The 1,114-nt window shown below is 65.0% G+C and carries 3 pseudogenes; all 3 read right to left on the bottom strand.

Annotation, left to right across the window (positions count from 1 at the left end):
- Positions 1-366: pseudogene (locus V0R59_RS31730) on the bottom strand (ImcF-related family protein); the annotation flags it as partial.
- Positions 366-743: pseudogene (locus V0R59_RS31725) on the bottom strand (acetolactate synthase large subunit); the annotation flags it as partial. The pseudogenes V0R59_RS31730 and V0R59_RS31725, both read right to left, overlap by 1 nt.
- Positions 731-1,114: pseudogene (locus tag V0R59_RS31720) on the bottom strand (acetolactate synthase large subunit); the annotation flags it as partial. The pseudogenes V0R59_RS31725 and V0R59_RS31720, both read right to left, overlap by 13 nt.

Below are 1,114 nucleotides of genomic sequence, written 5' to 3'. Positions count from 1 at the left end.
CTTCTCGCCATTGAGGATGAACTGGGTGTCGATCACGTTGCTCACCGGCTTGCCGCGCAGTTCGAAGCTCATGCCCAACCCGCCTTCGGGGCTGTAGAGCACGTCGGAGAGATGGCTGAGCTGGTTGATCGCCTCCAGGAACCTTGGGTTGAAGCGCAGCCCCTGGCTGTGTTGCGGATCTGCCACCCAGCGGCTGCCTTCCTTGCGCAGCACGCCATCGAGCTGGCTGCCGAGGAACTGGTCGATACGCCCGGAGCCTCCACGGATCATCTGCCCGAGCATCGGCAGTGAGACATCGCTGTCGGTGCCGGCGAACGGGTAGCGGCCATCGAAGGAGCGTCGCCATTCATCGACGATGGAGCGTTGACGAACGGGATGCCGGTCTTCTCGATCAGTTGTTCGAGGACCTTGGCGGTCATCTTGCGGTTGGCGCCGGCGCCGATCACCAGGATCGGGCTGCGGGCGGTGCGCAGCTTGTCGATGGCGGCGTCGATGGCCACGTGCTCGGCCAACGGGCGACGGTGCAGGCTGCGCGGAATCGGCAGCGTATCGGTCTGCTCGGCGGCGATGTCTTCCGGCAGTTCCAGGTGCACGGCGCCCGGCTTCTCTTCCTCGGCGAGGCGGAAGGCTTCACGCATGCGCGACGGGATGTTGTCGGCGGACGCGAACTGGTGGGTGTACTTGGTGATGGGGTCCATCATTGCGCACACGTCGATGATCTGGAAGCGGCCCTGCTTGGAACGAACGGGATGCCGGTCTTCTCGATCAGTTGTTCGAGGACCTTGGCGGTCATCTTGCGGTTGGCGCCGGCGCCGATGACCAGGATCGGGCTGCGGGCGATACGCAGCTTTTCAATGGCGGCGTCGATGGCCACGTGCTCGGCCAGCGGGCGACGGTGCAGGCTTGGCGGGATCGGCAGGACGTCGGTCTGCTCGGCGGCGATGTCTTCCGGCAGTTCCAGGTGCACGGCACCCGGCTTCTCTTCCTCGGCGAGGCGGAAGGCCTCGCGCATGCGCGACGGGATGTTGTCGGCGGAAGCGAACTGGTGGGTGTACTTGGTGATGGGGTCCATCATTGCGCACACGTCGATGATCTGGAAGCGGCCCTGCTTGGA

The organism is Pseudomonas ulcerans (genome assembly GCF_036324125.1).
Classification (GTDB): domain Bacteria; phylum Pseudomonadota; class Gammaproteobacteria; order Pseudomonadales; family Pseudomonadaceae; genus Aquipseudomonas; species Aquipseudomonas ulcerans.
Note: the sequence above shows the minus strand (reverse complement) of the source record. Positions and strands in the feature narration are given on the sequence as shown.